Source organism: uncultured Mediterranea sp., assembly GCF_902493215.1.
Taxonomy (GTDB): Bacteria; Bacteroidota; Bacteroidia; order Bacteroidales; family Bacteroidaceae; genus Bacteroides.
This window is the reverse complement of the sequence record NZ_CABUOL010000008.1, coordinates 46719-73669: the sequence shown is the minus strand read 5'-3', so window position 1 is coordinate 73669 and position 26951 is coordinate 46719. Positions and strand designations below refer to the sequence as shown.

Here is a 26951-nt window from a genome sequence, read left to right as displayed (position 1 = left end):
GTTTGTTCGGTGGAATTTGGGTCAATGATGTTGGAATGATGGATTTATTTTGACATACCCTCAGGAACCGTACGGTCTGCAGACAGGAAATCTACATCCTGCCGGCCGCTTGTATACGTTCTGTTTGTCAGAACTTGAAGCTGACCGAGGCGTAGGGCAGGCAGTTGCCATACCAGTGGACGGAGTAGTAGCTCAGGACCTCTTCTTCGGACGGATTGCCCACGATGTTGTACAGGCCCAGGCGGAGCAACAGCAGCTTGTCGGCTCCGAAGTCTTTCCGAAAGGAGTAGCCTGCGTCCAGGCGGTAACGGGTGTGTTCGCGCTCGGTGCGGAAACGGTCGGCAGGAAGCGGGTCGAGAAATTCGTCCAACTCGATAATCCGCCCCGAGCGAACGGTACCGCCCAGCGAGAGGGAAGAGTGGCGGCCTATCTGGCAGGAGAGGGCGGCTCCCAGCTGGTGGGGAATGTCGTAGAGCGAAGGCAACTTGCCGCGGTCTTCCAGCTGGGGAAACCATTCGCGGCTCCGCGTATAGGCGTAGGACAACTGGAGTGTCCAGCGCTTCCAGGTGTTGTAGAAGTAGGCCTTGGCACCATAGCTGTCGCCGTTGCCCGTCATGATGTATTGGTCCCATTGGTCATCTTCGATGAAGGTTTCGGGGCTCAGGGCCACGACGTGGCGGCGCGTCTTGTAGTAGGCCGATACGTCAATCTGGCCGTTCTCCAGAAAATGTTTCCATCCGGCTTCGTAGTGCTCCGACGAACGCGGCCTGAAGCCGTCGATGCTGGGCATGCGGAAGTCGGTGGGCAGGGAGAGGTAGTCGAAACGCAGGTAGTGGTAGAACTGCTCCATCCGCGAGAAGTGGAGGTAGAAGAGTTCCTTTTCCGCCGGCTGGTACTTCAGCGAGAAGCGAGGCTGGATGCTGTAGTAGGAGCGGTGGTGGCGGGGCAGGTAGCCCACGAAGTGTACGCCCACCTGGGCCGTGAGGCGGGGAGTGAGTCGCAGCAGGTTGTCGTAGAAGAGGGAGAACTGGTGGACGGGTTCGTGGCGTGTGCGCAGCAGGTCGTCCTGCTCGGCCAGTTCGTAGACCTCGTAGGCATACTTGGCTCCCCAGCGGGCGGTATAGGCATTTTCGGGGCTGAAGGTAAACTCAGTGGTGGCGTTGAGCGAACGGATGCCACTGCGGATGTACTCCTCCGTATCAAATCCCAGCAGGGCGGCGTTGGCGCGGTTGGAGTGGGCGGTGTAGAACACGGAAGTGGTGTGCCCCAGCTTGCCGTACGAGGTGTTGAACGATGCCTGATAGGCCTGGTTGGTCCACTGGAGGGCAGTCAGCTTGTCACCGCTCTCGTCGTAGGGCAGGTGGTAACCGTCCTGCGCGCCATAGGCCATGAGGCGGAGTGTGCTGGAGGGCGACAGGTGGTAGGACAGCTTGGCGTTGTAGTCGTAGGTGGAGTGGTTCATGCGGTTGTCTTCGGACAGCAGGTTGTCGAAGAAGTCGAGCCAGCTGCGGCGGGCGCTCACCAAGTAGGACAGCTTGTCCTTGAGGATGGGCCCCTCGAGGGTGATGCCTGCGGCAGGCATGTCGAGCGTCAGGGTGCGGACGTGCTCCTGCAGGTTGCCTTCCTTGAGGTTGACTTCGGTGACCGACGAGAGCCGGCCCTCGAGGCGAGTGGGGAAGAACCCTTTGTGGAAGACCATGTTCTTCACGGCATCCCCATTGAACACGGGCAGCAGGGAATTGATGTGCCCGGGGTGGTAGACAGGCACGCCGTCCAGCAGGAGCTGGTTCTCGTCGTTGCTGCCACCGTCCACCTGGAAGTTGTAGCCTGTGGGGAGACCCGTCACGCCCGGCAGTATCCAGATTTGTGAAAACAGGTCGTTGCCACTGAACGACAGGAGGTTCGAGGGGGTAAGTTCGCCCAGCTCGTCGCCGTTTTTGTAGGACTTCACAGTGACTTCGGCTATCTCGAACAGTTGGGGGGTGAGCGACGGACGGAGCGTGCGGTCGCGGTCCACACGGACGGGCTGGCTGTAGGGCTGATAGCCCATGTAGCTGATGTTCATACGGTAGTAACCCTCGGGCAGGTAGAGGCGGAAGCGCCCGTCGGCATTGGTCAGGGCGTGCCACTTGCCTTCTTTGCCGTCGTCCAGCACCACGACGGCCCCATAGAGCCGTTCGCCGCTGCCTTCCTCCGAGACGCTTCCGCTGAGGCAGTAGGTCTGCGGGCGATGAATCTGGATGGCCAGTTTGCGCGGCGGGATGAAGGTGGTGCGGAAACGGTAACCTTCCAGCACCAGGGCGAGCAGTTGGGGCACGGTCATCTGCCCCGAAGCGGTGATGCGGCAGGTCTTTTGGAGGTCGATGAGCGAAGGGTTGTAGGACAGGGTGAGGTCCAGCTGGCGTTCGATGTACCCGAACCATTGCAAGACGGTAGCGGAAGAGGCGGTCACCTGGATCCGCTCTTCCGCTATCGGCTGCCCGGCAGGGATTTCCTGGCTGTGCAGCAGCGTGGCAAATAAGAATGTCAGCAGGGCCAGCAGGCCCCGTTTTTTTCTACTCATAGTGTAGCCGGTAAAGTTTTCCACGTTTCAGCGTGTCGCACTTGCATCCGCAGAGGAAAGCCAGTTCGGCCGCGATGCCCTCGGCATCGTCGGGGTCGATGCGGGTGGTGACGGTATTCTCTTCGACACCCCGTCCCAGCTCGATGCGGATGCCCGTGTGCTTCTCCACTTCCTTTATAACGTCTCCGATGGGCGTTTGGTTGAACACCATCTTCGGTTTTTTGCGGTTGAAGAAGGTGGCCGGGTCGTCGATGACGCCTTTCTGCAGGCTGCCGTCGCTGAGTTCGGCCTTTTCGTGGGCGTGGAGTTCGAGGTCGTTGTCGTCGGCGGTGACTTTTACGTGGCCGCTTTCCACAAAGACGGCGGTGCGCTCTGTGTGCGTGGCGTCTACGAGGAACGAGGTACCCAGCACTTCGACTTCCACTTCTTCGGTCTCCACACGGAAGGGCTTGCCGGCGGCTTTCTTCACGTGGAAGAAGGCTTTGCCTTCGAGGCGGGCCAGGCGTTCGCTATGATGGGCTCCGTAGCGGAAACTCAGGGTGGTCTTCGGGTAGAGGGTCACTTCCGAACTGTCGGGCAGGAGGAGGTGGCGGGCTGTCTGGCCGTTGTTCACGTAGTGCACGGCAGGTTGGCGGAAGAGGTAGACGGTGACCGTGCCCAGCAGGAGCAGCAGCGAGGCGGCAATGGAGCAGAAGGTGATGAAGCGGCGTTTGCGGTGCAGCTCCATCGTCCTGCCTTTCAGATGCGGCTCCACCTTCAGCCAGGCCTGGCGGGCGTCGAAGTCGCTTTCGTCCGCTTGCGGGCGGAGGGCGTCGGTCAGTCGCATCAGGCGTCGGTACTCCGTCGGGTTGGCGGCTATCCATGCGTCCAGCTGCTGTTGCTGTGCCTCGGTCATGCTCTCGTGAGCCAGGTGGCGGGCCAGCAGGTCGTTGATGTCTTCGTTCTGTTTCATGATCAGTGGCAGTTTACAAGGATGGATAAAACGATGGCGCCGATGGCAGTCATCAGGAAAGGATTTTCGGCCGCATAGGCTCGCAGCAGCTTCACGGCTTTCGTCATCTGGTTGTCGACGGTCTTCTCGGAGATGCCCAGTGCGCGGGCTATCTCGCGATACTTCATGCCCTTGAGCTTGGCCATCAGGAAGATGTCCTTACACTTGGGGGGCAGGGTGGCGAGGGCTTCCTCGAGCACTTCTTCGGGCGAGCGGGACGCTTCGCCGTCGGCGGGAAGGTCGTCGGCGGGATGTTGGTCGGCCAGCGGAAGGTCGTCGATGGACACGGTGTCGTCCTTCTTCCGCCGCAGGAAGGAGATGCAGCGGTTCTTGACGGCGGTGGTCAGGTAGGCCACGAAGTCCTGTTCGGACATCTCGTCCTTGCCCTTGTCCCAGATGTGGATGAACGTCTCCTGGACGATGTCTTCCGAGTCGTCGCGGTCGGCCACATATCCGTAGGCTATGGAGCATAGCCTCGGATAGTGTCGCTCGAAACGGACCTTGAAAAGTTCTTTCCTGTCTGTACTCATTGCGTTGTCTTTTTTAAAGGATTAGAATCTCAGGCTGACACCTGCCGTGAGGAAGCCCTTGTGTCCCAGTCCTCCCTCGATGAAGCCGCCTACACGGTCGTTGCCTACGCGGATGGCGATGGGGTTCACCTGATAGGCGAAGTTGGTGGAGAGGTCGGTCTTCTGTGCGGCGGCCTTGCCTGCATCGGTGAGGCCCTTCTCGGTGTGGCGCACGAGGTTGACACCTGCCGATGCCGAGCCGTAGAGTTCTACCAGACGGCGCTTGAAGTAGATGAATTCGGCCGTGGGCAGCACGAGGAAGTTCAGTTCCTTCTCCTTGATGGAGGGCGAGGTCTCGCCGTTCAGTGTCAGTTGGCTGCTGGTTTTGGCAAATCCCAGGTCACCTCCCAGACGGAAGCGGTTGAGGGCGTAGCGGTAGCCCACGCTGTAGACCATCGTGGCCTTTTCGTCGGAGCGCTTGGTACCGGTGAGGGCGTCGGCTATTCCCATACCCAGCACGTCGACCGATGTCAGCGTCAGTCCGTCGCTGGCGGCGATGCGGAATTCGTGGCGATTGTCGGGCTGGTAGGACGACTTGTCAGTACCCTGAGCCTTGACGATGTTAACACTTGCAACCATACACAAAGATAATGCGATAAATTTGAATTTCATAATTTTTGTTCGTTTAGGTATAAATACTCTTATTGACTTGTCTCTTTTTGAGAGCATCCGGCCGGGCTGCTTTCACTGGTATAACGCAGCACTTCGAAAAATCCCCTACGCCTGGAGGAAAATTTTTTTGTGTTTTTTCGTTTTTCCCGTTCAGAAGCATCCTGGGGCAGGATATAGGGGCTTGATTCTTGGGAGGAAAAGCAGTGTTTTGGCAGAAAAAAAGCATTGCTTTCTCTGGAGGAAAACAATGCTTTCTTGGTTGTCAAGGGAGGTCAGTGGCGGGCCTGCTTGGAGAGCAGCCTGGGCAACTGGCGGCGGATGGCCAGCATGTTGAGCGCCGAGACGAGGAGGAAGAGCGCGACTCCCGTCAGCAGCGTGGGCAGCAGGGAGCGGCCTTCGAGCTGGGGCACAAGCTCTTCGAGGAAGGGCAGGTAGGCCTGGCGCAACAACACCACACAGACGGCCGAGAGCAACAGCACGGCCAGGTTGAGGCCGGCCGTCAGCACACAGTAGGGCAGGGCCACTTGCGCGGGAGCATAGCCGATGAGCAACAGGTTCTGCAACTTGTCGCGGTTCTTCTGCAACAGCAGGAAGATGCTGAGCATCAGGATGAAGAAGGCCAGCAGGCTGATGATGCCTCCGATGGCCAGCACGATGCCCGTGACGAGGCGCAGGAAGTAGGTGGCACGCCCTGCGTCGAGCGAGTCGCCCTCGGTTTCGTAGCCCTTGCGGCTGAAGTATTCGTTGATGGAGGTATCCGTGGGGTTGTCCACCTCGACGATGAGGCGCGAGGGCTGCGCTTCGCGGCCGGGGGCGTAGCGCTGGTTGGCCCACTCCATGAAGGCCTGGGGCACGAGGATGGTGTTCAGCCGGTTGGAGAAGCCCACAATCTGCCCCTTGAAAAGCTCTGTCAGCCCGTTGCCGCTCAGGCGGATGTCCATCTGGATGAGGTTCATCAGCCCCTCGGACAGCTTGGGCAGGCTACGACTCTGCGCGAAACCGAAGTTGTAGAGGTTGAGGTAGTTGCGGGGGATGATGATGGGGATGGTGCGGCTTTGCGGATCGAAGTGCCAGCGTTCGAGACTGACGTCGATGTAGGCGTCGGGCACGGACTCGAAGAACATCTCCGTAGACAGACGGATGCCTGCCTCCTGCATACCCAGGCCGGCCGACACGTTGAACAGCGAGGGCGTGAAGGCTCCCACGCTGCGTGTGAAGGGCTGGCTCCGCAGGTCGTCGATGGCGGCCGGGCTGAAGGTGTTGCTCCGCCCCGTCAGGTTACCCAGCGTGCTTATCTTGCGGGTGGCGATGAGGTAGTCCTTCTTCAGGAAGCTGTTGCCCTGCGTAAAGACGGGCGCCACGTCGCGATAGAACTGGATGCCAAGCAGCACGATGCTCATGCCGAAGAGGCTGGCCAGGAAGAAGCCCGCCAGCTGGGCGCCGCTGATGTGGCGGCGGAGGAGTTTCCAAACGAGTCTGTTCATAGTTTCAGTACACAGTTATAGTCGGTAGGGAGGTGCTTGCCGATGGAGGTCACGATGACACCTGCCCCCTGCCTGTCCGCCTCTTCGTGGAGCAGGGCCGACATGGTGGCGGCATTGGCTTCGTCGAGGTGGCTGACGGGTTCGTCCAGCAGCAGGAAGTCCATGGGTTGGCACAGGCAGCGGATGAAGGCCACACGCTGTTGCTGGCCGAAGGAGAGCAGATTTGCCGCCTGATGCTTCTTGTCGCCGATGCCCAGCGCGTCGAAGAGGGCGTCTATCTCCTTGCGGCTCTTGAAGCGCGTCAGGCGGTTCTTGAGCTGTACGTTTTCGAGGGCAGTCAGTTCGCCGAAGAGGCGCAGCTCCTGAAAGAGGATACTGAGCGAGTGGCGGTGCAGGCGTGTCCAGTCGGCCTCCTTGAACGAGCGGATGTTCTGCCCGTCGAAGCAGATGATGCCCTCGTAGTCGTTGCGGTAGCCGTAGAGGTAGCTGCACAGCGACGACTTTCCTGTGCCCGATGCGGCCTCGATGAGGTAGCGCTTGCCCCGTTCGAAGACGAGGTCGCGATGCCACACGTCCGACGTGATGGCATCGCGACCGGCAAAGACCTGCGGGAGGGTGTGTTGCAGATGGATGGTATCCATGGATGCAGGTTCTTTTTTAGAGGTTGGCCAGTGTCTTCACCTGGTCTACAATCTGTTTCAGTGCGTTGGTTTCGCGGTCCTTCAGTTGCAGAACGAAGAGGCCCGTCTTGCCTTCACTGCTCATTCTCAGGTAGGAGATGTTCTCGGCAGCGGTCACCATGGCGCGGTATTTGGGGCTGAGGAAGCCTGTGGCCAGCTTGACGATGGGCAGGCCGAAGACTGCTTCGGTATTGATGACGGTGGCAAAGCGCTGTCCCTGCACTTCCTTGGCGAAGGACGACTCGAGCAGGGAGGGCTTGCTTTCCTTGCCAGCGTTGTTGTACAGGGTTTGGTCGTTGGTCATGATGAGCTGCTTGCCGCGCATGCCCATGTACACCTTCAGGCCCTTGTCGGTGAGCAGGTAGTCGCCGTTGTCCAGCTTGGTGAGGTCGTTGCCCCCCTGCTTCTTGCCGGCTTCGTACAGCTGGTTCAGCAGGTCGGCGTTGTTGGTTTCGGCATAGGCCAGTATCGTGGGGTTGCCATGGGCGTCTACACCAGTGATACCCAGCGTGAAATCGTTTTCAAACGAAGACACCAGCTGCTTCAGCAGTTCCATGTTTTCGGCAGAAAGTGATTTCTTGATTTGCGGATGTTCTTCCAGCTGGGTGTACAGCTCCTTGCCGTCGAGGCCCAGGCTGAGGTAAAGCAGGGTAGACTGGGGGAAGTAGGGCGCGAAGGTATTCTGGATGGGGCGTGTGGCCTTCAGCTGCTTTTCGAAATATTCCTGAGCCTTGGGGTCGTCCGAGGTGTAGCTCACGTTGATGGCTACCTGACCGGGTTCGAACGACAAGCCGCCCACGTACTTGATGTTCTGCAGGTTCATGCTGTCGGCCATTGCCATCAGCATCGGGTCTTGGTAGAGCTTGAAGAGGCTGCTTGTGGTCATCATCACGCGGATGTCGCCCTTGCTTTCCAGCATCTGCTGGAAGGCTGTCTGGCTGCTGACGCTCTGCTCTTCGCTCTGCCCCAACAGAGTAGAGGCATTTTGGTGCATCTGTGCGATGTCGGGTGTGTCGGTCGAGGGAAGCACGAGCAGCGTGGTGGCGTTGAAGGCCAGGAACGAACGGTCGTTGTAACTGAAGCTGTAGCCGTCCTTTTCGGCCACGTCGGCCATCTGCGTTTCGCTCTGTGTGGCCTTCAGCAGCTCTTTCAGCTTGTCGGCATCGGCCATGGCTGCGATGAATCCCTGTTGTTTTGTCTCCGACGAATGGAAGATGTAGACAGGCTGTGCGAAGTCGATGCCCGACTCCGACGGCTTCTTGAGGATGGTTTCCAAGGCCTTTTGGGCGTCGGCGCTCACACCGCTCGTCAGGGTTTGGCTCAGTTTCTGCAAGGCTTCAGCGTTTTGAGGGTCGCTGGCTCCAGCCTTGACGGCCAGCGATTGCAGGTCGATGGAGACGATTTCGGTAGACTCTGCCGGGATGGCATTGGTGTACTTGGCGGGTGACGAACACGAGCCGGCCAGCACAAGTGCCACTAAGCCGGCACACAATTGGTTGAACAAACGGATTTTCATGTGATGAAAGTTTTTTGATGGATAATTTTCAGTTGATTTGGTTACAGAGGTTCATCAGGTGGCAGGCCACGAGGGCGGCTGTTTCTGTGCGGAGGCGCGAGCGCCCCAGGCTGATGGGCTGGAAGCCCTGCTCCACGGCCAGCTTCACCTCCTCCTCGCTGAAGTCGCCTTCAGGGCCGATGAGCACCAGCGCATCCTCGCCCCGCTTCAGCACGTCCTTGAGCAACGGTTTCTCGCCCTCGTAGCAGTGGGCGATGAACTTCTGCCCCTCGAAGGGCTGCTTCACAAACTTGTGGAAGTCCGTCATTTCGTTCAGCTTCGGCAGGCGGGCCTTGAGCGACTGCTTGACGGCCGACACCAGTATCTTCTGGATGCGTTCGGTCTTGATGACCTTGCGCTCGGAGAAGCGGCAGTTGAGGAACGTCAGCTCGTCGAAGCCTATTTCCGTTGCTTTTTCGGCCAGCCACTCCGTGCGGTCCATGTTCTTGGTGGGCGCCATGGCCAGGTGCAGATGACCAGTCCAGAGCGGTTCCTGCGGCAGGGTCTCGAGGATGTTCACCAGGCATCGCTTGTTCGAAGCCGCGCTGATTTCGGCGCGGTAGAAGTTGCCAGTTCCGTCGGTCAGCGTCACTTCGTCGCCTTCCTGCAGGCGCAGCACGCGCACGGCATGTGCGGCCTCTTCTTCGGGCAGCTCGGCGCGTGTCTGTATGTCGGGGGTGTAGAATACGTGCATTTGTATATGGAGTTATTTAGGGTCCTTCAGATGGTTTATCATGTCGCGCAGGGAGGCAGCCTTCTCATAATCTTCGTGAGCGATGGCCTCGTCCAGCGCCTTCCTTATGGAGTCGATGGTGGGTTGGTCCTCCTCTTCGTCGTCCGTCTTCATGCGTTCGGCGTTCAGGATGTCCTCGTACACCAGTATGGGGCTTTGCATGTGCATGGCCATGGCCACGGCGTCGCTTGTACGCGAATCCACGCGGATGATGTTGTTGCCCGACTGCAGGTAGAGGTACGAGTAGAACAAGCCGTTTTCCACTTTATATATAAGTACGCGCAGGAGGCGGGCTCCCAACACGCCCAGCACGGAGGCGAACAGTTCGTGCGTCAGGGGGCGGGGCGACCTGATTCCCCTGATTTCGAGCAGAATGGCCTGCGCCTCGGCCGTGCCGATGATGACAGGCATCTTGCGCGGGCCGTCCACTTCGCCCAGCAGCAGGGCATAGGCCCCTGCCTGCTCCTGGCTGTAGGACACGCTCAGCACGCGCATTTCCACTTTGTTTCTGTTCATATCAGTGCCGTTTTTGTTTTTTGATTGTGTGGAGCAGAGTTATTGTTTCTGATGCTTATACTTGAAGACCAGCGCGAAGACCACGGCCACCACCAGTGCATAGGCTGCAAAGGTGAACCAGGCCGACTGCCATTGCTCTACCTGCGGCGCCTCGCTGCTGAAGTCCACAAAGTGGTTCACTACCGCCTGTGCACCCAGCGTGCCGATGGTTGCGCCGAAGCCGTTGGTCATGATGACAAACAGTCCCTGTGCGCTCGAGCGGATATCCTTGCTCGTCTCGCGGTCGACGAAGAGCGAGCCCGAGATGTTGAAGAAGTCGAACGCCACGCCATAGACAATCATCGAGAGGACGAACATCCACACACCGCTGCCGGGGTTGCCTGCTCCGAACAGGCCGAAGCGCAATACCCACGCCAGCATGGCGATGAGCATCACATACTTGATGCCGAAGCGTTTCAGGAAGAAGGGTATCAGCAGGATGCAGAGCGTCTCAGACACCTGCGAGAGCGATATCAGGATGTTGGCATGCTGCACGCCGAAGGTCTCGGCATACTCGGGTATGCTGCCGAAGCTGCAGATGTAGGGGTTGGCAAATCCGTTGGTAATCTGCAGAGACACGCCCAGCAACATGGAGAAGATGAAGAAGATGGCCATCTTCTTCTGGCGGAAGAGGGTGAAGGCACGCAATCCCAGCGCTTCGACCAGCGACTTGCTTTGTCCGCCTTTGCTGGTGGGGCAGGCAGGCAGCGTCAGCGCATAGAAGCCATACACCAGCCCGATGACGGCGCAGGCAAAGAACTGCCCGTAGTTGTTCTGCAACCCCAGAAGGTCTACCATCCACATGGAGCAGATGAAGCCGATGGTGCCGAAGATGCGTATGGGCGGGAAGTGCTTGATGGTGTCGAGCCCCGCCTTGTCGAGTGCCGTGTAGGCCACAGAGTTCGAGAGTGCCAGCGTGGGCATGTAGAAGGCCACGCTCAGGGCATAGAAGGTGAAGAGCGGTCCGAAGGCCACGTCCTGTCCGCTTGTCATGCCATAGTAACCTGTCAGCCCCATGCATGCGGCTGCAATGAAATGACTGATGCTCAAAAGCTTCTGCGCGGGTATCCAGCGGTCGGCGATGATGCCCAGAATGGCGGGCATGAAGAGAGACACGATGCCCTGCATGGCATAGAAGATGCCGATGTGCGATGCAAGGTTAACATTGACCAGGTAGCTGCCCATGGATGTCAGGTAGGCTCCCCACACGGCAAACTGCAGGAAGTTCATGATGACTAAGCGAATCTTGATATTCATAGTTTCTGCTTGGCGTTTAAAAATTAACAAATTTATATTTCAACATAACCTTGCAAAAGTACAATACCAAGGGGAGAAAAACAAGCGGGCATTCATTTTTCTTTGGTGGGAAAGGTATAAAAAAAAAGAAGGGTATCTATCCCAGACACCCAATCTTTATTAACCTTAAATCTAATACCATGAAAAACACAGTGCAAAGATATGGGTTTTATGTTATACAACATAACAATTGAGCATAAAAATGCATTTCATTTGCACTATTTAACAAAAAGAGGCCTTTTGGGCCTCCTTTCAGTGGAAAAAGTATCATTCTACGTACAGCACCAGCCCTTTCAGGTACTCGCCTTCGGGGTGGTAGATGTTTACAGGATGGTCGGCCGGTTGCGTCAGCTGGTGCAGGATGCGCACGTTGCGTCCCGACATGGCCGCTGCTGTAAACACCGCCGTGCGGAAGTTCTCCTTGCTGACGGCCTGCGAGCACGAGAAGGTGAACAGGATGCCGCCCGGCTTGATTTTCTCGAACGCCTTGACGTTCAGCTTGCGGTAGCCCTGAAGGGCGTTGCGCAGGGCGTCGCGGTGCTTGGCAAAGGCAGGCGGGTCCAGGATGATGAGGTCGTACTGGTCGCCCATGCGGTCCAGAAACTTGAAGGCATCCTCGGCATAGGCCGCGTGGCGCGTGTCGTCGGGGAAGTTCAGCGCGATGTTCTTGTTCGTCAGGTCGATGGCCTTGGCCGAGCTGTCCACCGAGTGCACCAGCTTGGCCCCTCCGCGCATGGCGTAGACCGAGAAGCCCCCCGTGTAGCAGAACATGTTCAGCACGCTGCGTCCGCGGGCATAGCGCTCCAGCAGGGCGCGGTTCTCGCGCTGGTCCACGAAGAAGCCCGTCTTCTGCCCCTTCAGCCAGTCGATGTGGAAGTTCAGTCCATACTCCGTGGCTACGTTGTCGGCACTACCTCCCTTCAGGAAGCCGTTTTCGGGGTAGAGGTCGGCCTTGAAGGGCAGGGTGGTTTCCGATTTATAATAGATGTTGTCCACTTCGCCTTCCATCACCTCGGCCAGCGCTTCGGCTATCGTCATGCGGTCCAGGTGCATGCCGGCCGAGTGGGCCTGCATCACGGCCGTGCGTCCATACACGTCGACTACCAGCCCCGGCAGGTTGTCGCCCTCGCCGTGCACCAGGCGGTAGGTGTTGTTGTCTTCGCGGCCGGCTATGCCGATGCTGCGTCGCATGTCGCGTGCCACGGTCAGGCGCCGTTTCCAGAAGTCCTTGTCGATGGCCTCGTCCTGTCGGAAGGAGAGCACGCGCACGGCAATGCTTCCTATCTGGAAGTGCCCCTTGGCGATGAATTCCTTCTTCGACGTATAGATTTCCACGACTTCGCCTTCCTCGGGCTCTCCGTCCAGGCGGGCGATGGCGCCCGAAAATACCCACGGGTGGAAACGCTTGAGCGACTCTTCCTTGCCCGGTTTCAGATATACTTTATACATGATTTCAAATGTCAAATGTCAAATATTAAATATCAAATATGAAATATCAGATATGGATTTTCAACCCTCCACTCTCAACTCTCCACTCTCAATCACAAACTCTCCCGTCTCCTTCAGCTCCTGCAGCTTGTGGTAGATGTTGAGGCAGGCCCAGGCGTCGGTGGCGGCGTAGAGCTGTTGCGGCTGCGTCAGCGTCTCGGCCTCCCAGTTGCTCAGGCGTTGCGACTTCGATATCTTTTCGTTGAACAGGATGCCATAGATCTTTTGCAGGCTCTTGTCCTCGATGCCGAAGGGGCGCACATACTCCTGCAGTTCCACATAGGCCCGCGGCTCGAAGGGGGCGCGCTTGTGCAGCATCATGAAGTCGTCGTGCAGCGAGAGGCCCACTTTCGTGATATTCGGGCTTTCCAGCAGGCCGATAATCGGCATCGTCAGCCCCGTCTGGTTCAGGCGGAACAGGAAGCAGTGGTCTTCGGACGACACCTGCAGCAGCGCCACCTTATAGACGCGTCCCTTGCTGAAGGAGGGGCGTGTTTCGGTGTCGATGCCCACGATGGGGCACGTCTTCAGGTAGGCGGCCGCCCTTTCGGCTTCCTGCGGTGTCTGCACCACGTGTATCTGGCCGGGGAAGGCCGCTTTGGGCAGATCGTTCAATACCTCTTTGGCAATGGTTCTTTTTATAATCATACGGTTCAGTTTTCTTTTTTCACTCTCCACTCTCAACTCTCCACTCTCAACTCTCCACTCTCAACTTCCTCTCCGTCCTCCTCGTCGTCCTGTGCGCCGTACTTCACCTCGTGCAGGGCTCGGAGCGTGTTCACCAGCTTCTGCCCCCAGTACAGGCGGAAGTTCTCCTGGCAGATGGCCAGCGAGTCGTTCATCGTCTCGTTCAGTCCCAGCTGGAAGACGAAGATAAAGTCGCGTATGTCCTGGTAGATGTCCGCCAGGTCTTCGGAGATATATCGGGTGATGGGCTGGTCGCTGTACTTCATGTCGTTCACGAAGACGTCCAGATAGTCGTCTCGGTCGGCCAGTATGTCGGCCAGGTTCATGCGCACTATCTCGTAGGTCTCTTCGGTGACAAACGTTTCGGGTGCCTCGTCGCCGATGGTTTCGCAGGGCGGCAGCATGGACGCCTTGAGGTAGAGCAGTGGCAGCAGCTTCAGGGTGGTGTCCACAAAGGCTTTGCGCTTGCTTCCCTCGGCCTGTTCGACGAACTTGCAGAACTCGGCCGCCACGGTGACGAACTCTATCACGTTTCGGTCGAATATCACTTGGCTATTTTTCTTCATACCTGTATTTTTATTGTAACGTTTTGCAAAGATAGTGCAAACCGAGCGTAATGCAAAAAATAAGCTCGCTTATTGTTTTGCATGGCCGAGGTGCCGCCTGTCTTATTCTTCTATCCCCACCTGTCATTCTGAGCCGGGGCGAAGAATCTCAATGATTTTCACAAAAACAACGCGTATTATTAGAAAAATAATGTAATTTTGTCACGGATTGATTTTAGTGAATTTCTATATTAAGAATTTTGAGGCTTTTGCCGTAAGTTTATATGAGTTGCTATATTACTAAAAAAATAAGAAAAATGATTGAGAATGTAAATAAGGAACGTGCAATTCGTGCGGTCATCAGACAGGCGATTGACGCTTATGCATCAGGATTTTCAGACCGTCATTTGAGTGAGGTTGATGATGAAGAAGGGACTATCAACATGAAGATACATAATGTTTTTATAGCAGCTCTTGGAGCGGACATCCAATATTATTCAGCACTTGCTCGTTCGCTGGATAGCAGTCTTGGTAACATGTTGGAAAAGATGGCTATTAATATTGCTTCTTTAAATTATGAGGTTAGTCAGCATGTAGAAGGCCCCATCTATCAAGAACAGACAGATTATATCGCTGAACTCCTCGAAAGATATAAAAATACAAAAGGTATCAATCATAAAAAGCCCGAAGTTTCTGATTACGTAGGTATTAGTTCCAAAAAATCAACATCCCGACACAGTAAACGTCATGAAAGTGATTATTATCTGAAAGATATTGAGACGGGGATGCACTACCTTATCGAGTTAAAGATAGGTGGTGACCTTGATAATAAAAAAGCCCGTTCAGAAAAAGAAGCTTTGCTGGAACAATATTGTATTCTTGCCAATGCCCTTGGGTCAGAAAAAAATATTAAGATTTGTTTTGCAACCGCCTATAATCGATATGGCGAAGGAAAGCCATGGACACAGGGGCGTGTACGTCAATTTTTTGCTGATGAGGAATTGCTTATTAGTAGCAAATTTTGGAACCTTGTGTGTAAGTCGGAGCGAGGGTATGAAATTGTGCTTGATGAATATAAGAAAAATGCACATTTTATTATCGAATCTTTGGCACGAATTAAGAATGCTTATCTTCCTAATGAGTGATGAAAGACCCAAATTGGCATAAATGTTTGTTGAGGGCAGATAGCAGAGATGTGATAAAACGTATCCCTGATAATTCCATCGACTTTATCCTTACGGATCCTCCATATAATTTGGGGAGACATTCTACTGGTAATATACCTCTTCCTAAACGATCTGCTATAAATAATGACGTAGCGGAATGGGATATGGTTGATTTTAATCCAGAAGAATGGGCCGATGATTTTATTAGAATTTTGAAGCCTACAGGAAATCTGTTTATTTTTACATCTTATAACCAATTAGGCCGTTGGTACGATGTGTTGGATCATAGGTTCGACACTTCTAATTTCATGATTTGGCATAAAACGAATCCTGTACCTAAAATTTTTAAGGCGGGATTCTTGAATAGTTGTGAAATGATATTCACATGTTGGAATAAAAAACATACCTGGAATTTTATTTCACAAACTGAGATGCATAATTTTATTGAAAGTCCGATTTGCATGCGTCCTGAACGTCTGAGCTCTCCTAAACATCCTACTCAGAAACCAGTGTCTATATTAAAAAAGATGATAAGAATAGCAACTAATAAAAATGATATTGTTTTTGATCCGTTTATGGGTGTCGGTTCTACAGGTGTAGCAGCCTTGGAACTTGAGCGTAGGTTTATAGGTGTAGAATTGGATTATGAATATTTTGATGCAGCCAAGAAACGAATAGAAACAGTTTTACAATCAAAAGAAGATATACAAATGGGGAAAACGAAACCGTATCAATACGAAGAGGGAAAATGTTTTGAGGTACGTGATGGTGGCATTGCATATCAAACGTCATTTTTTGAAATGGATCACTTTTTCAATTCCAAAAATGAAGCTAAAGTGGAGGATATAAATGTTTCAACCGGATTGCAGCCCATTGTGAAGTGGCCTGGCGGAAAAGAAAAAGAATTGAAGTATATTATACCAAACTTACCTAAGTTCAATCGATTTTTTGAACCTTTTGTAGGTGGGGGGGCCGTTTTTATGGGCATAAAGGCAAAAGAGTATTATATCAACGATTATTCGCATGAACTTATATCTCTGTATAATAGTATTGCAAATGCTGACGAACTCTTTTTCCAATATGTAGAACAGATAGATAATTCGTGGAAAAATGCAGAAGCATTTTTTCATGATAATCTTTTTCTTGTTGATATTTATCTGCGTTATAGGCATGAAGAATTGACTAAAGAAGAGTTGAAGTCTGCCATTCATCAGTTTTGTTTTGAAAAACAGAGTGATATTCTTCATATAATCGGAACAGAATTTAGTGCATATCCTTGTATTCTGTTAACGGAAATGGAAACTACCCTTTCTCGTAAAATGATGAGGATGCATGAATTAGAAAAAGAAAAGCATATTCTTCCAGAGAATGATTTATATGACAACATAGAAACTGCTATCAAAGGTGCGGTTTATATGAATTACCGTCATTTATATAATAATGCAGAGTTGGCACTCTCCAATGGAGCGTTGCATTGTGCTCTTTTCTTTTTTATACGTAATTATGCATATAGTGGAATGTTTAGATATAGTAGCCGTGGAGATTTTAATGTACCTTATGGCGGCATTGCATATAATAGTAAATTTATGGTGAAAAAACTAAACTATTATCGTTCCAAACCCCTGCGTAGTCATTTCGTCAATGCAAGGATTTATAATCTTGATTTTGAGAAGTTCTTACGAAAGACTCAGCCGTCCATAGATGATTTTATCTTTTTGGATCCACCCTATGACTCTGAATTTAGTACGTATGCACAGAATGAATTTTCCCGGGAGGACCAAAAGAGACTTGCAAATTATTTGATAGAAGATTGTAGGGCCAAATGGATGCTGATTATAAAAAACACAGAATTTATATATGGTCTCTATGACAGGCCTGGCATTAATATCCGCACCTTTGATAAAGAGTATCTTGTGAGCTTTATGAATAGGAATGAAAAAAAAGTTACACATTTATTAATAACTAATTATTAATGGAAAACCAAAGAATTACAGAATCCGAACTGATTCTACCAAGTTTGTTTTTAATGAGTCTAAAGCCGCATGGTTGTATTCATACATCCGAACTAATACCATTGCTTACAGATTTAATGAAACCTACCGGACTTGATGCAGAAATACTCAGCAACCGTTCTGATACATATTTTTCGCAGAAAGTCCGTAATTTGAAGAGTCACGACACCTTGCTTAGAAAAGGTTATGTTACCTATCGCAATGATGGAATGTATCAGATTACATCTAAAGGGATGGAGTTTGTCTCTCAAAACAGACTTAATATACAGTATTTATTATCTTCAGGTTTCGAATATAAGGATATTAGAATGTCTTTAGGCAAACTTGCCAAAGCAACGAAAAAGACAATGTTTTTATATCGTGAAATTGTTACTGAAGGTAATCAAAAATATTCAATAAATACATCTTATGCACGTTCTCAAAAACTAAGGAATGCAGCAATAGAGCATTTTAGCCATAACGGAACGATTGCTTGTGAGTGTTGTGGATTTGAATTTCAATCATATTATGGTGAAAAATATGGAAGTTCTTGCATTGAGATACATCATTTGAAGCCTATTTTTCAATATTCAAATACAGGTGTTACACAAACTATTGAAGATGCTATCAAAAACCTGCTGCCTGTGTGTCCAAATTGCCATCGTGTAATTCATAAGAATAGTATAACAGCTGAAATGATACCTGATTTCAAAAAAGAAATAGCATCAATCCATTCTTGATAATTGGTTTCTGCTTACGCAAACCACCCGCCCCTCATCTCCGAGGCAGCGGGTGTTTTATTCAGTGCTTGTGTCGTCGCATGCAGCGCAGGGCTACATCATACAGCTGGTAACGCCCAGTGTAGTTCCAATGGCGGTCAGGATGGTGACCAGCGTCTGGATGATGGTTTTCCAAATAGTTTTCTTGTCCATGTTTTTTTAGTGGTTAGTGATTAACGGTTAGTGGTTAGTGGTGAGCGGTTGGTGGCGTTGATTAGTGGTGAGTGATTAGTGGTTAGTGGTGAGCATACTAACCGTTAACCGCTCACCGCTCACCGCTAAATAACCACCGCTCACCGCTGTGTTACAGCGGGCTCTCGTCCTGTCCGTCGTCACCGCCGCCGGGTTCAGGCTCGGTGCCGTCGTCCGTCAGCGTGCCGCCGGCGGTGTAGACGGCCAGCTCGGTGACGCGGGTGCACTTGCGCAGCTCGGTGTTGCTCCAGTTCTTGGTGTTGCGCACGTTCAGGTGGACGCCGGTGATGAGACTCGTGTCCCAGGCGTCGGCCGTGTCGGCACCCTTCGAGGAGATGCCCACGGAGAAGAGGCCCAGGTCGCCCAGGCGGACGGACTTGCCGTCGAGCACCAGCTCCTTGAGGCACGAGAGCATGTCGATGAGCACGCCGTGGATGACGCCGCGGGAGTAGGGCGAGTTGTGTTCCGAAATGTGGGTGACGAAGTCTTCGAATTCCACCGTGCGGTCCTGCACGGCGCGGGCGTACCACTTGGCGGGTGCGTCGGGGTTCTGAGGCGACTTGGCCTGATAACGTCTGTACTTCAATGTTCCGATTGTTGACATAGCTTTGTTGTTTTAAATTTGTGTTTGGTTAATTGGGAATGGATAATTGAGAATTGATAATTGATAGTGCCCCGGCCGCTGGCTCATTATCCATTTTCCATTGTCTATTATCCATTGACGAAGGCAAAGATAAGGGGTATTCTCCGGCCGGCCAAAAAATTCGGGCCGCTGGGAAGTGAAAACATGTTAACGGATTGAAGAATTGTGTTAATAAAAATAATGCATTGATTTACAGATGGTAAAACGGTGTTTTCGCGCGCGGGAAGCAGTGTTTTTATACAGGCGGCATGATATTCTCTTTCGTATGCACTCTTTATGAAGTGGCATGAAAGAGATTTTTCGGTAACTGTAATCTGTAATTCGTAAGAGTCGTTTTGAATTCAGGAAAAGACAGCATGCTATTACGAATTACAGATTACAGTAAGCGAATTTCGATTTGAAAAAAGTGTGTACAGAATTTTATATTATATATATAAATATATATATAATATAACTGTATAAGTGACGCGCACATTTCGATTTTGGCTAACTGTAATCTGTAATTCGTAATAGCATTTTCTACAATGACAGTTTTTCATTATCGGGATACTGTAATCTGTAATTCCGGATTGGGCGAGGGGAGAAGGTGCAGGCAGGAGGTAGGGCTCCGTATGGCAGGGGTGTATGAAAAAGAAAAAGTGTTTTCGGAGGCTTGAAAATGCCTTTGCAACAAGCTGATAACCAGCGTATTTATAATATTTATGGATGTGCTTCGGAAAAGAGGCCCCGAAAACTTGGTTTTTCGTTTGTCTCTCCGCCTATTTTTCCGTATTTTTGTACTGCAAAAAAAGAAAACTCGTACAAATAGACCCTTACTAATAAAGACAATGAAAAGAGAAAGAGACAAATCGGACAAAGATAAAAAAGACACGGCGGCATCGCCTTCCTTCTTCCGCAAGGTGGCGGCCGCCTGGCACAACGAGACACTGCGTTTCATCGTGGGCCTGATGCTCGTCATCTTCTCCGTCTACCTGCTGCTGGCCTTCTCGTCGTTCTTCTTCACAGGGGCGGCGGACCAGAGCGTCATCGACTCGGGGCGCTCCGAAGACCTCATGGCGGTGGACAACGGCGTGAAGAACTATGCGGGTTCGCGCGGCGCACAGCTGGCCAGCTACCTCATCAACGACTGCTTCGGCGTGGCCTCGTTCTTCATCCTGGTGTTCATGGCCGCGGCCGGACTGAAGCTCATGAAGGTGCGGCACCTGCGGCTGAGGCGCTGGTTCATCTGCTGCACGCTGCTGCTGGTGTGGTTCTCGGTGTTCTTCGGCTTCGCCTTTGCCAGCCTCTATGCCGACTCGTTCATCTACCTGGGCGGCATGCACGGCTACAACGTGAGCCGCTGGCTGGTGTCGCAGATCGGCGCGCCGGGCGTGTGGATGCTGCTGCTGGTGACGGCCATCTGCTTCTTCATCTACCTCAGTGCGCAAACCATCGTGTGGCTGCGCGGCGTCTTTGCGCTGGACTTCCTCAAGAAGAAGCGCGGGGCGGAGGGAGCTGCGGACGCTGAGGGCGAGGTGCCCGAGGAGTTTACCACCTCGTGGACGGCCGACGGACGCTGCCGACCCGAACCGACGCCTGCGCCCCAACCCGTGAAGGAGGAGGAAGAGCCGGAAGCCCCCAGGCACGAGGAGCCCGAAGAGGAACCTGAACCCGAAACGGAAGAACCCGAGGCAGAAGCCTCGCACGAGATATCGCTCGACCTGGACGACCTGCCCCGCACGGCACCTGCTCCGCGCACGAACGGAGGCGACGTGGCCATGACGGTGGAGACGGCCGAACCCGAAATGGCTGCTCCCGATCCGGCCGCCGAACCGGCCTTCGAGGTGGAGGCACGCGAGGACGAGGAATACCAGGGACCCGAGCTGGAGCCCTACAACCCGCGCCTCGACCTGGAGAACTACCACTTCCCCACGCTGGACCTGATGAAGCACTACGACAACGCCGAGCCTACCATCGACATGGACGAGCAGAATGCCAACAAGGACAAGATTGTGAGCACGCTGCGCAGCTTCGGCATCGAAATCAGCTCCATCAAGGCGACGGTGGGACCCACGGTGACGCTCTACGAAATCACTCCCGAACAGGGTGTGCGCATCTCGAAGATACGCGGACTGGAGGACGACATCGCCCTGAGCCTCTCGGCGCTGGGCATCCGCATCATAGCGCCCATACCGGGCAAGGGTACCATCGGTATCGAGGTGCCCAACTCGAACCCCAAAATCGTGTCGGGGCAGAGCATCATCGGCAGCAAGAAGTTCCAGGAATCGACCTACGAGCTGCCCATCGCCCTGGGCAAGACCATCACGAACGAGGTGTTCATGGTGGACCTGGCCAAGATGCCCCACGTGCTGGTGGCGGGTGCCACCGGTCAGGGTAAGTCCGTCGGCCTGAACGCCATCATCACCTCGCTGCTCTACAAGAAACACCCCGCCGAGCTGAAGTTTGTGCTCGTCGACCCCAAGAAGGTGGAATTCAGCATCTATTCCGTCATCGAGCACCACTTCCTGGCCAAGCTGCCCGACGAGGCCGAACCCATCATCACCGACGTCACCAAGGTGGTGCAGACGCTGAACTCCATCTGCGTGGAGATGGACACGCGCTACGACCTGCTGAAGGCAGCCCACGTGCGCAACATCAAGGAGTACAACGAGAAGTTCATCAACCGCCGCCTCAACCCCGAGAAGGGCCACAAGTACATGCCCTACATCGTGGTGGTGATCGACGAGTTCGGCGACCTCATCATGACCGCGGGCAAGGACGTGGAGCTGCCCATAGCGCGCATCGCCCAGCTGGCACGTGCGGTGGGCATCCACATGATCATCGCCACGCAGCGACCCACGACGAACATCATCACGGGTACCATCAAGGCCAACTTCCCCGCGCGTATCGCCTTCCGTGTGTCGGCGATGGTCGACTCGCGCACCATCCTCGACCGGCCGGGCGCCAATCAGCTGATAGGCCGCGGCGACATGCTCTTCCTGCAGGGAGCCGACCCCGTGCGTGTGCAGTGTGCCTTCATCGACACGCCCGAGGTGGCCGAGATTACGAAATTCATCGCCCGCCAGCAGGGTTATCCCACGGCCTTCTACCTGCCCGAATACGTGGACGAGAACGCCAGCGGCGGCGACCTGGGCGATGTGGACCTGGGGCGCAAGGACCCGCTCTTCGACGACGCCGCGCGCCTGATCGTGACGCACCAGCAAGGCTCCACTTCGCTCATCCAGCGCAAGTTCTCCATCGGCTACAACCGTGCCGGCCGCCTGATGGACCAGCTGGAGAAGGCGGGTATCGTAGGGCCTGCGCAGGGCAGCAAGCCGCGCGATGTCTACTTCACGGACATCGTGTCGCTGGAGGATTTTTTGAGTAAAATGTAAAGTCAATGGAGAATTGACAATGGATAATGGATAATTCTCAATTCTCAATTTTCAATTTTCAATTATAGAAAGGAATGCTGAACAAAATACTTTGTCTGCTTGTTGCCCTTTGCATGGGGCAGGCAGCCGCCGCACAAGAAAATAACGAGGCCCGCCAACTGCTCGACCGCGTGGCCGACACCTTCCGCCAGGCGGAGGGAGTGGAGATAGCCTTCGAAGTGCGCGCGCCCGAAGGCTTGTCCGAGGGACGCATCCGCCTCAAGGGCGAGAAGTTCCGCCTCGACACCGAAGGCATCACGACGTGGTTTGACGGGCGGACGCAATGGACCTATCTGGAGAACAGCGACGAGGTGAACGTCTCCGAACCCACGGCCGAAGAGTTGCAGAGCATCAACCCTTATGCCTGGCTGGCCGTCTACAAGAACGGCTACACGCTGAAGATGGGCGAGCAGGCCGACCCGCGCCTCCACAAGGTGGTGATGACCGCCACCCGTCGGGGCAGCGAGCTGCAATGCCTGATACTCTATGTGGACAAACAGACGTTGCGCCCCTCGAAGCTGAGCCTTGTCCGCAGGGGCGACCGCGAGGCAGCCGTCGTGCTGGTGCGCTCCTATCAGACGGGGCAGAAATACGACGATACGCTCTTCACCTTCGACAAGCGCGCCTATCCGACGGCGGAGGTGATAGACTTGAGATAAACAAGCGAAACTTGAATTGAACATAAAAAACAGTAAACACAGTATGGAAACAGAAAAAGTGAAATGCCTCATCATCGGGTCGGGCCCTGCCGGCTATACAGCCGCCATCTATGCAGGACGCGCCAACCTGGCTCCTGTGGTATATGCCGGTCTGCAACTGGGCGGACAGCTGACTACAACCACCGAAGTGGAAAACTTCCCCGGCTATCCTGCCGGCATCGGCGGCCCTGAACTGATGGAAGACTTGCGCAAGCAGGCTGAACGTTTTGGAGCCGACATCCGCTATGGCGTGGCTACGGCGGCCGACCTCAGCGCGAAGCCCTACAAGATAACAATCGACGACGAGAAGGTGATCGAAGCCGAAACCATCATCATCGCCACAGGCGCCACGGCCAAGTATCTGGGCCTGGAGGACGAGAAGAAATATGCCGGCATGGGTGTGAGTGCCTGTGCCACGTGCGACGGCTTCTTCTACCGCAAGAAGGTGGTGGCCGTTGTGGGCGGTGGCGACACGGCTTGCGAAGAGGCTTCCTACCTGGCCAGCCTTGCCAGCAAGGTGTACCTCATCGTACGCAAGCCCTATCTGCGTGCGTCGAAGGTAATGCAGGAGCGCGTGATGAACAACGAGAAAATCGAGGTGCTGTTCGAGCACAATGCCGTGGGCCTCTTTGGCGAGAACGGTGTGGAAGGTGTGCATCTGGTGAAGCGCATGGGCGAGGCCGACGAGGAGCGCTACGACGTGGCCATCGACGGTTTCTTCCTGGCCATCGGTCACAAGCCCAATTCGGACATCTTCAAGCCTTACCTGGATACCGACGAGGTGGGCTACATCCTGACCGAGCCGGGTACGCCTCGCACGAAGGTGCCGGGTGTGTTTGCCGCAGGCGACGTGGCCGACCCGCACTATCGCCAGGCCATCACGGCAGCTGCCAGCGGTTGTATGGCGGCTATTGAGGCGGAACGGTACTTGCAAAAGTAGCGGTTAGTGGTGAGCGGTTAGCGGTTAGTGGTTAGTGGTTAGCAACCTCCGCATGGCATACTAACCACTAACCGTTAACCGCTAACCGTTTTTTATCCAATCTTGCTGATCTTCTTCAGCTTTTCTTCTTCGATGATTTTGATTTTTCGTCCGTCGATGGTGATGAGTCGTTCGGCGGCAAATTGGGAGAGCGTTCGGATGGCGTTCGAAGTCGTCATGTTCGAGAGGTTGGCCAGGTCCTCGCGCGAGAGGTAGATGCTGAGGGTAGAACCGTCTTCCTCCAGTCCGTAACTTTCCTTGAGGAACAGGAGCGATTCGGCCAGGCGGCCGCGGATGTGCTTCTGGGTGAGGTTCACCGTACGTTCGTCGGCAATGCCCAGGTCTTTGGACAGCTGCTTGATGAAGAACATGGCCAGGCCGTTGTTTTGCGTCACGAGGTTGGTGATGACATTCATGGGAATCTGACAGATGACCGAGGGTTCGAAGGCGGCAGCGGCCGTGATATAGTCTTCGCCCGAGAAGTAGGCCCGGTAGCCGAAGTATTCGACGGGTTTAATCATGCGGATAATCTGGCTGCGTCCGCCCACACCGTCCTTGTAGATCTTGACTTTTCCGCTCAGCAGGCACATCAGATGCGTGGGGGTCTCGCCTTCACAATGGATCACTTCATTCTTCTTGTAGTTTTGAAGTGTAAAATGGTTGGAGAGATACTCCCGCTGCTCTTCGTTCAGCGGAGACCACATGTCGGCGATAAGCTCCGGAACTTTGATATCTGATAAGTTTACTTTTACCATGAATGCTGCAAAACTGTGTTATATAGCACAAATGTAATAAGAAAATTTTAAAAAACACACTTTTGCAGAAAAAATGTGCTGTTTGGAAGGGAAAATAGGGGTTGGCGGTGAGTGGTTAGTGGTTAGCGGTTAGTGGTTAGTGGTGAGTGACCACCCGCATGACCTGCTCACCGCTCACCACTAACCGTTCACCGCTAAAATTTATTTCGTGAACAACAGCTCGCGATACTTGGGCAGGGGCCATATCTCGTCGTCCACTTCCATCTCGAGGTGGTCGATGTGGTCGCGGATGCTTTCGAGGTAGGGGCGCACTGTCTCTTCGTAAGCGAAGGCCTTGTCCTTGTAGTTGTCCATGTGGTTGGCCACCTTGCGGGCTTCTGTCATCTGGCGTACCTGCATCTTGATGGCCGTCACGCGGCGAGATATTTCGCGGATAAGCTCTTTGCGGTCGGCGCTGAGCTCTTCATACTCTTCGGGCGTGAACGTTTCGCGCAAGCCGCGCAGGTTCTCCAGCAGGCGGTTCTGGTAGCTGACGGCCGTGGGGACGATGTGGTTGATGGCCAGGTCGCCCAATACGCGGCTCTCGATCTGTACCTTCATGGTGAACTTCTCGAGCTCTACTTCGAGGCGGCTGTTCAGCTCCGTCTCGTTGAAGATGCGTTCGCCGATGAAGACCGAGCGTGACTGGTCGTCCACGTAGTGCATCAGCGCTTCGGGCACGTGGCAGATGTTGGTCAGGCCGCGGCGGGCAGCCTCCTGCTTCCACTCTTCCGAGTAGCCGTCGCCTTCGAAGCGGATGGGCTCGGAAGCGATGATCATTTCCTTGAGGGTGCGGAAGATGGCTTCATCCTTGGTGGCGCCTTCTTCCATGGCTTTGTCGACCGAGGCCTTGAATTCGTTCAGCTGGTTGGCCATGGCGGCGTTGATGGCAATCATGGCAGCGGCACAGTTGGCCGACGAACCTGCCGCGCGGAACTCGAAGCGGTTGCCGGTGAAGGCGAAGGGCGACGTGCGGTTGCGGTCGGTGGTGTCGAGCAGGATTTCAGGGATACGTCCGATGCCCAGCTTGAGGGTGGTCTTTTCTTCGGCCGTCATCTTGCTGTGGCTCACCTGCTGGGCAATTTCATCGAGGATGGACGAGAGCTGGCGGCCCAGGAAGATGGACAGGATGGCGGGCGGCGCTTCGTTGGCACCCAGACGGTAGCTGTTGCCTGCGCTGGCGATGGAGGCGCGCAGCAGGTCCTGGTTCTTGTATACCATCATCAGTACATTGACCAGGAAGGTGAGGAACAGCATGTTGCCCTTGGGGTTCTTGCCAGGGCCGAAGAGGTTGATGCCCGTGTCGGTGCAGAGCGACCAGTTGTTGTGCTTGCCGCTTCCGTTGACGCCATTGTAGGGCTTTTCGTGGAGCAGGACGGCAAAGTTGTGCTTGCGTGCGATGCGCTTCATCAGGTCCATGACCAGCTGGTTGTGGTCGTTGGCCAGGTTGACGTTCTCGAAGATGGGAGCCAGCTCGAACTGGTTGGGGGCCACCTCATTGTGGCGTGTCTTGACGGGGATGCCCAGCTTGTGGCATTCAATCTCCAGCTCCTTCATGAAGGCGGTGACGCGCGGCGGGATGGAGCCGAAGTAGTGGTCTTCGAGCTGCTGGTCCTTGGCCGAGGAGTGGCCCATCAGGGTACGGCCCGTCAGGCAGAGGTCGGGGCGGGCGTTGTAGAGGGCCAGGTCAACGAGGAAGTATTCCTGTTCCCATCCGAGGTTGGCATAGACGCGGCTGATGTTCTTGTCGAACAGCTGGCACACCTCGGTAGCGGCCTTGTCGACGGCATTGAGCGCCTTCAGCAGAGGCGTCTTGTAGTCGAGCGCTTCGCCCGTGTAGGCGATGAAGATGGTGGGGATACAGAGGGTGGTGTCTACCACGAAAGCGGGTGAGGAAACATCCCATGCCGTGTAGCCGCGTGCCTCGAAGGTGTTGCGGATGCCGCCGTTGGGGAAGCTGGAGGCATCGGGTTCCTGCTGGATGAGCAGCTTGCCCGAGAAGCGCTCGATGACGTCGCCGTCCTCGCTGAACTCGATGAAGCCGTCGTGCTTCTCGGCGGTGCCGTCGGTCAGTGGCTGGAACCAGTGGGTGTAGTGGGTGACGTTCAGCGACTTGGCCCAGCTCTTCATGCCGTTGGCAATGAGGTCGGCCATTTCGCGGCTGATGGGGGTACCCTTTTCGATGGCATCTGTCACGGCCTTGTAGGCTTCCTTGGGCAGATACTCCTGCATTTTCTTACGGTCGAATACGTGGCTGCCGTAGTAGTCGGACAGCTTTTCGGAGGGAGGGTTGACTTCCAACGGCTTGCGGTTGGCAAGTTCCTGTAAAGCGAAAAAACGCATTTTAGACATATCAGACTCTTCTTTACTAGTTGTTTAATTTGCCTGCAAAAATACATGTTTTTTTCTATATTTGATAGAATATGGGAGGTGCTTCGGTAAAAAAATCGACTGGGCTTGTTTCTTTTGCCGAACCTTTGCTATATTTGTCGCGACAAGATGTGTGACAAATTGGTACGATTGATATTGATAGGACTG

23 protein-coding genes are annotated in these 26951 nt (G+C 54.2%); 6 read left to right on the top strand and 17 right to left on the bottom strand.

Translation table 11 applies throughout. From position 1 onward, the window contains the following. Positions 1-127 precede the first annotated feature (127 nt). The 13 genes from RDO88_RS06880 to RDO88_RS06820 all read right to left on the bottom strand — a co-directional run bounded on the left by RDO88_RS06880 (position 128) and on the right by RDO88_RS06820 (position 13779). The gene (locus tag RDO88_RS06880; protein ID WP_307758672.1) at positions 128-2563 is read right to left on the bottom strand and encodes a TonB-dependent receptor domain-containing protein; all 2436 of its coding nucleotides are present in this window, start codon (positions 2561-2563) and stop codon (positions 128-130) included. After that, entirely contained in the window at positions 2556-3515 is a 960-nt protein-coding gene (locus tag RDO88_RS06875) for a FecR domain-containing protein (protein ID WP_307758671.1), read from the bottom strand. Before RDO88_RS06875 ends, RDO88_RS06880 begins: the two co-directional genes overlap by 8 nt. Before the next feature lie 2 nt (positions 3516-3517). After that, positions 3518-4084: an RNA polymerase sigma-70 factor gene (locus tag RDO88_RS06870; RefSeq protein WP_307758670.1), complete on the bottom strand. Its 567-nt coding sequence runs from the start codon at positions 4082-4084 to the stop codon at positions 3518-3520. 21 nt (positions 4085-4105) lie between these two features. Then, positions 4106-4735: a hypothetical protein gene (locus RDO88_RS06865; RefSeq protein ID WP_307758669.1), complete on the bottom strand. Its 630-nt coding sequence runs from the start codon at positions 4733-4735 to the stop codon at positions 4106-4108. Between the two features lie 272 nt (positions 4736-5007). Further along, entirely contained in the window at positions 5008-6219 is a 1212-nt protein-coding gene (locus RDO88_RS06860; RefSeq protein ID WP_307758668.1) for an ABC transporter permease, read from the bottom strand. Beyond that, on the bottom strand, positions 6216-6860 hold the full coding sequence (locus tag RDO88_RS06855; RefSeq protein ID WP_307758667.1) for an ATP-binding cassette domain-containing protein: 645 nt from the start codon (positions 6858-6860) through the stop codon (positions 6216-6218). Before RDO88_RS06855 ends, RDO88_RS06860 begins: the two co-directional genes overlap by 4 nt. Positions 6861-6876: 16 nt before the next feature. Further along, complete coding sequence (locus tag RDO88_RS06850) at positions 6877-8415, bottom strand: DUF4836 family protein (protein WP_307758666.1); 1539 nt, start codon at positions 8413-8415, stop codon at positions 6877-6879. A gap of 28 nt (positions 8416-8443) precedes the next feature. Beyond that, positions 8444-9148, bottom strand: a complete 705-nt coding sequence (locus tag RDO88_RS06845; RefSeq protein ID WP_307758665.1) for a 16S rRNA (uracil(1498)-N(3))-methyltransferase — start codon at positions 9146-9148, stop codon at positions 8444-8446. A 12-nt stretch (positions 9149-9160) separates the two neighbouring features. Further along, positions 9161-9703 (bottom strand): bifunctional nuclease domain-containing protein, encoded by a 543-nt coding sequence (locus tag RDO88_RS06840; protein ID WP_307758664.1) that lies wholly within the window; start codon positions 9701-9703, stop codon positions 9161-9163. A 39-nt stretch (positions 9704-9742) separates the two neighbouring features. Next, the gene (locus RDO88_RS06835; protein WP_307758663.1) at positions 9743-10999 is read right to left on the bottom strand and encodes an MFS transporter; all 1257 of its coding nucleotides are present in this window, start codon (positions 10997-10999) and stop codon (positions 9743-9745) included. 306 nt (positions 11000-11305) lie between these two features. Continuing rightward, positions 11306-12487 carry a class I SAM-dependent methyltransferase gene (locus tag RDO88_RS06830; RefSeq protein WP_307758662.1) on the bottom strand — a complete coding sequence of 394 codons (1182 nt, stop codon included), beginning with the start codon at positions 12485-12487 and terminating at the stop codon, positions 11306-11308. A 60-nt stretch (positions 12488-12547) separates the two neighbouring features. After that, positions 12548-13174, bottom strand: coding sequence for a 3'-5' exonuclease (locus RDO88_RS06825; RefSeq protein WP_307758661.1), 627 nt, complete (start codon positions 13172-13174; stop codon positions 12548-12550). Between the two features lie 32 nt (positions 13175-13206). Continuing rightward, positions 13207-13779 (bottom strand): DUF5063 domain-containing protein, encoded by a 573-nt coding sequence (locus RDO88_RS06820; RefSeq protein WP_307758660.1) that lies wholly within the window; start codon positions 13777-13779, stop codon positions 13207-13209. A gap of 296 nt (positions 13780-14075) precedes the next feature. Between RDO88_RS06820 and RDO88_RS06815 the strand changes: the two genes are divergently transcribed. Genes RDO88_RS06815 through RDO88_RS06805 form a run of 3 tightly spaced genes read left to right on the top strand, consistent with a single transcriptional unit; the run spans position 14076 to position 17655 of the window. Beyond that, positions 14076-14903: a TdeIII family type II restriction endonuclease gene (locus RDO88_RS06815; RefSeq protein ID WP_307758659.1), complete on the top strand. Its 828-nt coding sequence runs from the start codon at positions 14076-14078 to the stop codon at positions 14901-14903. After that, complete coding sequence (locus RDO88_RS06810) at positions 14903-16897, top strand: DNA methyltransferase (RefSeq protein ID WP_307758658.1); 1995 nt, start codon at positions 14903-14905, stop codon at positions 16895-16897. The genes RDO88_RS06815 and RDO88_RS06810 overlap by 1 nt, the downstream gene beginning before the upstream one ends. Continuing rightward, positions 16897-17655 (top strand): HNH endonuclease, encoded by a 759-nt coding sequence (locus tag RDO88_RS06805; RefSeq protein WP_307758657.1) that lies wholly within the window; start codon positions 16897-16899, stop codon positions 17653-17655. Before RDO88_RS06810 ends, RDO88_RS06805 begins: the two co-directional genes overlap by 1 nt. 93 nt (positions 17656-17748) lie before the next feature. Here the strand turns inward: RDO88_RS06805 and RDO88_RS06800 are convergent, their stop codons facing one another. Both RDO88_RS06800 and RDO88_RS06795 read right to left on the bottom strand, forming a co-directional pair. Continuing rightward, entirely contained in the window at positions 17749-17847 is a 99-nt protein-coding gene (locus RDO88_RS06800; RefSeq protein WP_021846582.1) for a smalltalk protein, read from the bottom strand. Between the two features lie 151 nt (positions 17848-17998). Next, the gene (locus RDO88_RS06795; protein ID WP_288314934.1) at positions 17999-18490 is read right to left on the bottom strand and encodes a DNA-binding protein; all 492 of its coding nucleotides are present in this window, start codon (positions 18488-18490) and stop codon (positions 17999-18001) included. An 866-nt stretch (positions 18491-19356) separates the two neighbouring features. On the opposite strand from RDO88_RS06795, the gene RDO88_RS06790 reads away from it, so the two are divergent. The 3 genes from RDO88_RS06790 (at position 19357) to trxB (ending at position 23580) form a co-directional block, all read left to right on the top strand. Beyond that, on the top strand, positions 19357-21903 hold the full coding sequence (locus RDO88_RS06790) for a DNA translocase FtsK 4TM domain-containing protein (RefSeq protein WP_307758656.1): 2547 nt from the start codon (positions 19357-19359) through the stop codon (positions 21901-21903). A gap of 74 nt (positions 21904-21977) precedes the next feature. Then, the gene (locus RDO88_RS06785) at positions 21978-22601 is read left to right on the top strand and encodes a LolA-like putative outer membrane lipoprotein chaperone (RefSeq protein WP_307758655.1); all 624 of its coding nucleotides are present in this window, start codon (positions 21978-21980) and stop codon (positions 22599-22601) included. A gap of 43 nt (positions 22602-22644) precedes the next feature. Then, positions 22645-23580: a thioredoxin-disulfide reductase gene (trxB, locus tag RDO88_RS06780; protein ID WP_307758654.1), complete on the top strand. Its 936-nt coding sequence runs from the start codon at positions 22645-22647 to the stop codon at positions 23578-23580. Between the two features lie 92 nt (positions 23581-23672). Here trxB and RDO88_RS06775 read toward each other — a convergent pair whose 3' ends face one another. Both RDO88_RS06775 and RDO88_RS06770 read right to left on the bottom strand, forming a co-directional pair. Then, complete coding sequence (locus RDO88_RS06775; RefSeq protein ID WP_307758653.1) at positions 23673-24374, bottom strand: cyclic nucleotide-binding domain-containing protein; 702 nt, start codon at positions 24372-24374, stop codon at positions 23673-23675. 201 nt (positions 24375-24575) lie between these two features. After that, entirely contained in the window at positions 24576-26765 is a 2190-nt protein-coding gene (locus tag RDO88_RS06770; protein WP_307758652.1) for a glutamine synthetase III, read from the bottom strand. Between the last annotated feature and the right edge of the window lie 186 nt (positions 26766-26951).